The following is a 1,229-nucleotide window of genomic DNA, read 5'->3' as shown; positions in this document are numbered from 1 at the left end:
AAGTCAACGGTTCCGGCTGCCTGGGATCCAGTTATTTTCTATGGCGACCGAAAGGCAACAATGAAAAGAGGATTCTCACTGGTTTTTGTCAATTATGAGGGCGTTTGGGTCTACGGTGGGGATATTGAGCTATCACAGGTCAAGTATGGCGAAAACTTCTGGTCAGCGTCGATCCCTGCAGAATATATCGAAGCTGGCATGTCTCTTCGCTTCTCATATGCTGGGACTGATAGGGATTCAACAACCGGAATGCTCAATGACATTAAAGTGGGGGCGCCAACAGAGTTACTATTACATACCATTGATATTGGCATGCTGACAGAAAATCAGGGTGGATTCACGTTTCAGGAGACCGATGAGTATGCCAGACAGTATTTCCACACTATACCTACCAGTCGTTTGGTGGTGTCAACTTATGAGCCAGTATATCTCAAAGAGGTGATGACGAGAGAAGGTGTGTTGCTGAAAGAGCGCGCTCCCGATAACGGCGGGTGGCAAGCAGGCTCATTGCGAGATTGGACAGCGACAAATCTGATCGCACTTGGCATCTATGCCGCCAACCATGGCGCTAACGTGACTGATGTTGAATGGGAGGTATTTCGGGGTCCCTCGTTTTCTGCGGCACAGATTAGTGCTTTCCTATCCATCGGTATGTACCAAAATGGACCTGTCGCACACGGCGGCAGTGGCGGTTATAACCGTACGTTAGTTACCAAAGGTCAAGACCTTGGCACTGAATGGACTCACGAGATCGGGCACAATTTTAATCTCTGGCATTATGCAGGTGGTTTTAAACGCTGGGCACATCAGCCCGCTGATGAAGTGAACTCAACGTGGGGCTGGGACAGCGATAACAATTTCTTTTTGCCCAATTTCATGGTGCCTAAATCTGACAAACCGCTCTGCTATACCGATAGAAATAAGGTGGAAAGATGCCAAGAATCTACGTTTAGTGGATATACGTTTGGTACGACTCCAATGTCGTCGGGTGTGGCTCATTTACCCCAATACAATACTTATGGAGTGTTTTCACCCTTCGATGCCAGCCTCATTCAGAAATATCTTGAAGGGAAAGCGGTATTTTCTGAAACCTCGCCGACAGGCTTCATGAAGTGGGACAGCGACAGCCAGACTATGCGTGAATGGGAGCACAGGGTGCCAGTTAAAACTATCGTAGACGTGAATCCAGGTGACGTAAGTGAAGACGTAAGTGAAGACACTATTGCCAT

Annotated in this window: 1 protein-coding gene; it reads left to right on the top strand. The window is 47.8% G+C overall.

What is annotated here, in order from left to right; all coding sequences use genetic code 11:
• Positions 1 to 60: 60 nt before the first annotated feature.
• Positions 61 to 1,229: M66 family metalloprotease (locus tag A8L45_RS23265; RefSeq protein WP_245680804.1), on the top strand; the 1,169-nt coding region annotated here is incomplete at its 3' end.

The organism is Veronia pacifica (assembly GCF_001707825.1).
GTDB classification, from domain to species: Bacteria; Pseudomonadota; Gammaproteobacteria; order Enterobacterales; family Vibrionaceae; genus Veronia; species Veronia pacifica.
This window is presented reverse-complemented; position numbering and strand designations above follow the sequence as displayed.